The following is a 5984-nucleotide window of genomic DNA, read 5'->3' as shown; positions in this document are numbered from 1 at the left end:
CGCATGTCGGCCGAGAAGCTCTGGTCGCGGAAGACCGTCAGACCCTCTTTCAGGCAGAGCTGGAACCAGTCACGGCAGGTGATGCGGTCGCCGGTCCAGTTGTGGAAATATTCGTGGGCGACGACGCTTTCGATGCGCTCGTAGTCCAGATCCGTCGCGGTCGCCGGGTCGGCCAGCAGGAGCGAGGAGTTGAAGATGTTCAGCCCCTTGTTCTCCATCGCCCCGAAATTGAAGTCGCGCACGGCGACGATCATGAACAGGTCGAGGTCGTATTCGCGGCCAAACGCCTGCTCGTCCCAGATCATCGACCGCTTCAGGGCGTCCATGGCGTAGGTCGCCCGATCAGCCATGCCGGTATCGACGAAGATGCGCAGGTCCACCGTGCGACCGCTCATCGTGACGAGCTTATCCTCCAGGACGTCCAACTCGCCGCCGACCAGGGCGAACAGGTAGGCCGGTTTGGGGAAGGGATCGTTCCAGACGGCGAAGTGACGCCCGCCGGGCAGGTCGCCCGAACTCATCAGATTGCCGTTGGACAGCAGGTGGCGGAATGTCTTGTCGGCCTCGATGCGCACGGTGAAGCGCGACAACACGTCGGGGCGGTCCGGATACCAGGTGATCTTGCGGAAGCCCTCGGCCTCGCACTGCGTGCAGAACCGGCCGGCGGACATGTACAGCCCGTCCAACGCCTTGTTGGCCTGAGGGTCGATCTCGACCTCTGTCTCCAGCACGAAGGCGTTCGGCACGCCCGGGACCGTCAGGAACTCGGCGTCGATGGTGTGTTCGGCCCCGGCCAGCACGCGACCGTCGATCGCCACCGAGATCGGAGTCAGCCGCTCCCCGTTCAGCACGAGCGGATCGGCATGATCACCGTTGCGCCGGATCGTCAGTCTCGCTTTCACCCGCGTGGTGTTGGCCGCAAGGGCGAAGTCGAGATGGACCTCGTCGATCAGGAAGGCGGGGGGCGTGTAATCGGCGAGCCGGATCGGCTGAGGAGTGTCTGTACGCATGAAGGGCATTTAGCCACGGCGCGTCACATTCGCCAGTGCGCCGATTTGAGGTCGATCAAAGCCGAGCTTCGATTTTAGCGCGATGTCCCGGCCGCGGCTCGATAGCCGCACAAAAAATGGGGATATTACATGACCACCACCCGCTTAGCTCTGGCGCTCGGCGCCGCCCTGGCCCTGGCCGGAACCGCCCAGGCGCAGGACTTCAAACCGAAGGAGCAGGGCCTCCTGATGCTGAACGTGCGCGTCAGCGGCGTGCTGACCGACGCCAGTGACCCGATCACAACCGCGGCCGGCGCGGACACCGGCCTGCACGCCAAGGTGGGCGACGACGTGATGCCGACCATCGGCTTGACCTACTTCCTGACGGACCACATCGCGGTGGAGGCGATCGCCGGGACGACCAAGCACACGGTCAAGGCGACGGGACCCGCCACCAACGTCACTGTCCATGAGAGTTGGGTGCTCCCGCCGGTGGTGTCGCTGCAGTACCACTTCGCGCCGCAAGCCAAGGTCAGCCCCTATGTCGGCGCGGGGCTGAACTACATGATCTTCTACGGCGGTAAGGATAAGAACGGCTTCGACGTCGATATCGACAACGGCTTCGGGTACGCGCTGCAGGCCGGGGTCGATGTGGTGGTGAAAGGACCTTGGAGCGCCAATGTCGACGTCAAGAAGGTGTTCTTCGAAACTGACGCCAGCATCAACAGCGGCGCGCTGAAGTCGAAGGTGAAGCTGGATCCGTGGGTGGTCTCGGCGGGCCTTGGCTACAAGTTTTAGGCCACCTCGGTCTGGGCGGCGGCATGGCCGGCGGCTGGCGTTTCACCCAGCAGCCGGTCAAGCTTGGCGATGTCCATGGCGATGCGTTGCAGTTCTGGTGGCGCATCGCCGGCGCTTTCATCGACCATCTCGACAACCCGTCGGGCCAGGGTCAGCAAATTCGGCGCGCTGGCGATCAGGCGCGCCTGGAACTCGATTTTGTGCGGGTCGCGGTCGTATTCCGCGCCAGGCACCCGCCAGCCGCCCCAGTCGTTGGGGTCGGTCACCACCACTGGATAGCTCCCAGGATAGGGATGATGGCTGGAGTCTTCCTCGGCCTGCCACTTGTTGCGGGCTCGCAGCAGCCGCCAGGAGGGGCCACCATCGGCTAGGGCGTCGCCGCCGCCTTGCTCGGCCCGTAGTTCATTGGCCTGGAAGTCGCGGCCCAGGCCCACATCGTAGGTCACCTTGACCGGCTCGTCGAAGCCCTTGGCCCAGACTGGCACGATCTTCTCGATCGCGGCCCAGACGCCGACGCTCTCGACCCAGACCTTCTGGTTTCGCTGGAATATCGCCTTGGCCATGCGCGCCGTCGCCCCCTGGGTGCAGAGCGCCATAAGACCCTGAAATTCTTGACGCGGGGTCAATCTTTCCATGGTGCGCGGTGAGCGTATGTTGCCCCTGAAGAAATATTGAAACCGGCCGACAACGGCGGAATGGGCGGAAATGAATTTCGATTTTTCAGACGATCAGAAATTTCTGAAAAGCGAGGCGCGCAAGTTCCTCGAAGCCAATTGCCCCACGTCCAGCGCCCGCAAGGTGTTGGAAGACGAAGGGAAAGCCTTTGACGAGGGCCTGTGGAAGGCCGTGGCCGCCCAGGGGTGGCTGGGCGCGGCGATCCCTGAGGAACACGGGGGGCTGGGCCTCGGACACCTCGAACTCTGCGTGATCGCCGAGGAACTGGGCCGCGCGGTCGCGCCGATCCCGTTCGCCTCGACCGTCTACTTCCTCGCCGAAGCGATCATGCTGGCGGGGACGGACGAGCAGAAAGCCGACCTGCTGCCGAAGATCGCCGGGGGCGAGATCATCGGCGCTGTCGCGACCTCAGAAGGTCCGGGCGTGGTGACCGCCGGGACGCTTCAATCCACGGTGACCGATGGCAGGCTGAACGGCGTGAAGATTCCGGTGACCGACGGCGACATCGCTGATGTCGCCCTGGTGCTCGCCAAGGAAAATGGCAAGGCCGGTCTATATCTCGTCGACATGGCCGACGCCTCGGTGACGAAGGAGGCGGTGAAGACCCTCGATCCGACTCGCGACGCCGCCAAGCTGACCTTCAAGAACACGCCCGTCCGCCGGCTCGGCGCCGCAGGCGAAGGCTTTGAATTGGTGGAGCGGATCTTCGACCGCGCCGCCGTGCTGCTGGCCTTCGAACAGACCGGCGGCGCCGACCGCTGCCTGGAGATGGCCAAGGAATACGCGCTCGAACGCTACGCCTTCGGCCGGGTCATCGCCTCCTATCAGGCGATCAAGCACAAGCTCGCCGACATGTATGTGAAGAACGAACTAGCCCGTTCAAACGCCTATTACGGCGCCTGGGCGCTCAACACCGACGCGCCGGAACTGCCGGTGGCGGCCAGCGCCGCGCGGATCGCGGCCTCGGAAGCCTTCTGGTTCGCCTCGAAGGAAAACATCCAGACCCACGGCGGCATCGGCTTCACCTGGGAAATGGATTGCCACCTCTTCTATCGCCGTTCGCGGCAACTCAGCCTCGTGGCCGGTGCGCCGCGGGTCTGGAAGGAACGCCTCGTCAGCCACCTCGAGCGCCGCAATGCGGCGGCGGCAGCCTGAGCAGGACATAGGTCATGGATTTCAACGACACCCCCGAAGAAGCCGCCTATCGCCAACAGGTCCGCGCGTGGCTGGACGTCAATGCGCCGAAGAAGCGTGAAGGCTCCGATCCCGAAGGCGGCGACAGCATGGCCGCCTCCAAGGCATGGCAGGCCAAGAAGGCGGCCTCCGGCTACGCCTGCATCACCTGGCCCAAGGAGTGGGGCGGACAAGGCGGCACGCCGGTCCAGAACGTGATCTTCGGCCAGGAAGAGGCCAAGCACCCGATCCCGCCCAATCCCTTCCAGATCGGCCTGGGCATGTGCGTGCCCACGGTGATGACCTTCGCCGATGACGAGACCAAGAAGCGCTTTGTCGGCCCGGCCCTGCGCGGCGAGGAAATCTGGTCGCAACTGTTCTCAGAGCCGTCGGGCGGCTCCGATGTCGCCGGCTCGCGCACCAAGGCCGAGCGGGTTCCGGACGGATCGGGCGACTGGCTGATCAACGGCCAAAAGGTGTGGACAACCGGCGCCCAGTTTTCCGACTATGGCATTGTAATCGTTAGAACAAATCCGGATGTACCCAAGCATAAGGGCCTGACGATGTTCTGGCTCGACCTGAAGGATCCGGGGGTCGAGATCAAGCCGATCCACCAGATGTCCGGCGGGTCGGGGTTCAATGAGGTGTTCTTCACCGACGTGCGGGTGAAGGACAGCCAGCGGCTGGGGGCCGAGGGCGAGGGCTGGAAGGTCAGTCTCGTGACCTTGATGAACGAGCGGCTGGCGGTGGGCGGCGCGACCGGGGCGGGCTGGAGTCAGTTCCTGGAAACGGCGCGCAACACCCCGGGCCTCGACGGCGCCTCGGCGCTGCAGGACCAGGCGGTGCGCGAGAAGCTGGCGGACTGGTATGTCCAGGCCGAGGGGCTGAAACACACTCGCAACCGGACCATGACGGCGCTGTCGCGCGGCCAGACCCCGGGGCCGGAGAGCTCGATCGGCAAGATCGTCTCGGCCGTCCAGATGCAGGAACTGGCCAATACCGCGATCGAGATGCTCGATCAGTACGGGATCATCAACGACGGAGACTTGGCCCCGCAGGATGCAGCGTTCCACTGGTCGCTGATGTTCGCGCCGGGCCTGCGGATCGCCGGCGGCACGGACGAGATCCTGCGCAACATCATCGCCGAACGCGTGCTTGGCCTGCCGGGCGACATCCGGGTCGACAAGGACATGCCCTTCAAGGACCTGCCAACGGGGCGTTAGGCCCGCAGGGGCGTCGGCGCCTGGCTTGAGCGACTGACGACGAGCTCGCCATAGATCCGGGTCAGGCCTTCGAAGGTCGTGTCCCAGCTATGGCGTTGCTCGGCCCGGCGGCGGGCGGCGACCTTGATCGGGGTTTGCTCGCGCGCGAACAGAGCCTCGATCGCCTCTGCCATGCCGGCGGGGTCGACGCTCGCGGCCTGTTGGCCCACGCGGTCGTCGATCAGTTCGGAAATGCCGCCGCGCGAGGGACCGACCACCGGCACCCCGGCGGCCAAGGCCTCCAGCACCACCAGGCCGAAGGGTTCGTTCTCATTGGCGTGGACCAGGGCGTCGCAACTGGCGATCAGGGCCGCGAGCTTCAGCGGATCGCGCTCATATTCCATCGGAATGACGCGCGGCGAGTAGTGGGCGTCCTTGCCGGCGCCGACCAGCAGCAGGTGATAGGGCGCGCCCAGGCGCTCCACCGCGCAGATCAGGCTCTCGATGTTCTTTTCCCGCGCCGGGCGGCCGGCGAAGACCAGCAGCTTAGCGTCGGCCGAAAGTCCGAGCCGGCGCTTGAGCTTTTGTGGGTCGGCGCGGTCGGGGTGGAATAGTTCGGTGTCGACGCCCAGCATCTGGACGCTGACCTTTTCCACGCCGGCCTCGGCCAGGCGGTTGGCGATGTGACGGCTGGGCGCCACCACGCGCTCAAAGCGGGTGAAGATCGCTGCCCACTGCTTCATGGCCGGCGCCTCGGCCCAGTCGCCAAAGTGCAGGGCGGCGAGGGCGGCCGCGTCGGTGTGGCAGAAGCCGACCACAGGGACGCCCAGCGCGTCACCGGCCTCGAGGGCGGCATGGCCGGGCACGAACATGTCGCCAGCCTCGATGATGTCGGGCTCCAGCATTCGCAGCACGGTCGCCCACTTGGTGGTCGAGGCAGGCATCCGGTAGCCGTCGCCGAACGGCAGGCGGGTCGCGGCTACGCTGACCACGCCGGGCGCGGCGAGGCCGGTGGCCGCGCCCGGCACGACCAAGGTGTGGGTGATGTCCGGGCGGCGTTTGGCCAGCCAGTCGCGCTTCTGGTGAAGGTAACGCTTCACCCCGCCGGAGCGTGGCGCATACATCATGGTGGTGTCGATCAGGTGGA

At 65.6% G+C, this 5984-nt stretch carries 6 protein-coding genes; 3 read left to right on the top strand and 3 right to left on the bottom strand.

Annotated elements, in window-relative coordinates:
- Positions 1 to 1010: M1 family aminopeptidase (locus Q7T84_RS12830; RefSeq protein ID WP_304809475.1), on the bottom strand; the 1010-nt coding region annotated here is incomplete at its 3' end.
- A gap of 129 nt (positions 1011 to 1139) precedes the next feature.
- On the opposite strand from Q7T84_RS12830, the gene Q7T84_RS12825 reads away from it, so the two are divergent.
- Positions 1140 to 1787, top strand: coding sequence for an OmpW family protein (locus Q7T84_RS12825; RefSeq protein ID WP_304809473.1), 648 nt, complete (start codon positions 1140 to 1142; stop codon positions 1785 to 1787).
- Here the strand turns inward: Q7T84_RS12825 and Q7T84_RS12820 are convergent.
- The gene (locus Q7T84_RS12820; protein WP_304809471.1) at positions 1784 to 2350 is read right to left on the bottom strand and encodes a hypothetical protein; all 567 of its coding nucleotides are present in this window, start codon (positions 2348 to 2350) and stop codon (positions 1784 to 1786) included. The two genes, Q7T84_RS12825 and Q7T84_RS12820, sit on opposite strands and share 4 nt — an antisense overlap.
- 142 nt (positions 2351 to 2492) lie before the next feature.
- On the opposite strand from Q7T84_RS12820, the gene Q7T84_RS12815 reads away from it, so the two are divergent.
- Positions 2493 to 3617, top strand: a complete 1125-nt coding sequence (locus Q7T84_RS12815; protein ID WP_304809469.1) for an acyl-CoA dehydrogenase family protein — start codon at positions 2493 to 2495, stop codon at positions 3615 to 3617.
- Positions 3618 to 3631: 14 nt separating this feature from the next.
- Positions 3632 to 4858, top strand: a complete 1227-nt coding sequence (locus Q7T84_RS12810) for an acyl-CoA dehydrogenase family protein (RefSeq protein ID WP_304809467.1) — start codon at positions 3632 to 3634, stop codon at positions 4856 to 4858.
- On the opposite strand, the gene Q7T84_RS12805 is transcribed toward Q7T84_RS12810, so the two are convergent.
- A partial coding sequence (locus Q7T84_RS12805; protein WP_304809465.1) for a glycosyltransferase occupies positions 4855 to 5984 on the bottom strand: 1130 nt, incomplete at its 5' end. The two genes, Q7T84_RS12810 and Q7T84_RS12805, sit on opposite strands and share 4 nt — an antisense overlap.

Origin of the sequence: Phenylobacterium sp. (assembly GCF_030654915.1) — a bacterium.
In the GTDB taxonomy this organism is placed as follows: domain Bacteria; phylum Pseudomonadota; class Alphaproteobacteria; order Caulobacterales; family Caulobacteraceae; genus Phenylobacterium.
This window is presented reverse-complemented; position numbering and strand designations above follow the sequence as displayed.

Excerpts from the sequence above, each read along its gene's own strand:
- Q7T84_RS12825 (WP_304809473.1), top strand. The coding sequence starts at position 1,140 with ATGACCACCACCCGCTTAGCTCTGGCGCTCGGCGCCGCCCTGGCCCTG.
- Q7T84_RS12810 (WP_304809467.1), top strand. The coding sequence starts at position 3,632 with ATGGATTTCAACGACACCCCCGAAGAAGCCGCCTATCGCCAACAGGTC.
- Q7T84_RS12815 (WP_304809469.1), top strand. The coding sequence starts at position 2,493 with ATGAATTTCGATTTTTCAGACGATCAGAAATTTCTGAAAAGCGAGGCG.
- Q7T84_RS12820 (WP_304809471.1), bottom strand. The coding sequence starts at position 2,350 with ATGGCCAAGGCGATATTCCAGCGAAACCAGAAGGTCTGGGTCGAGAGC.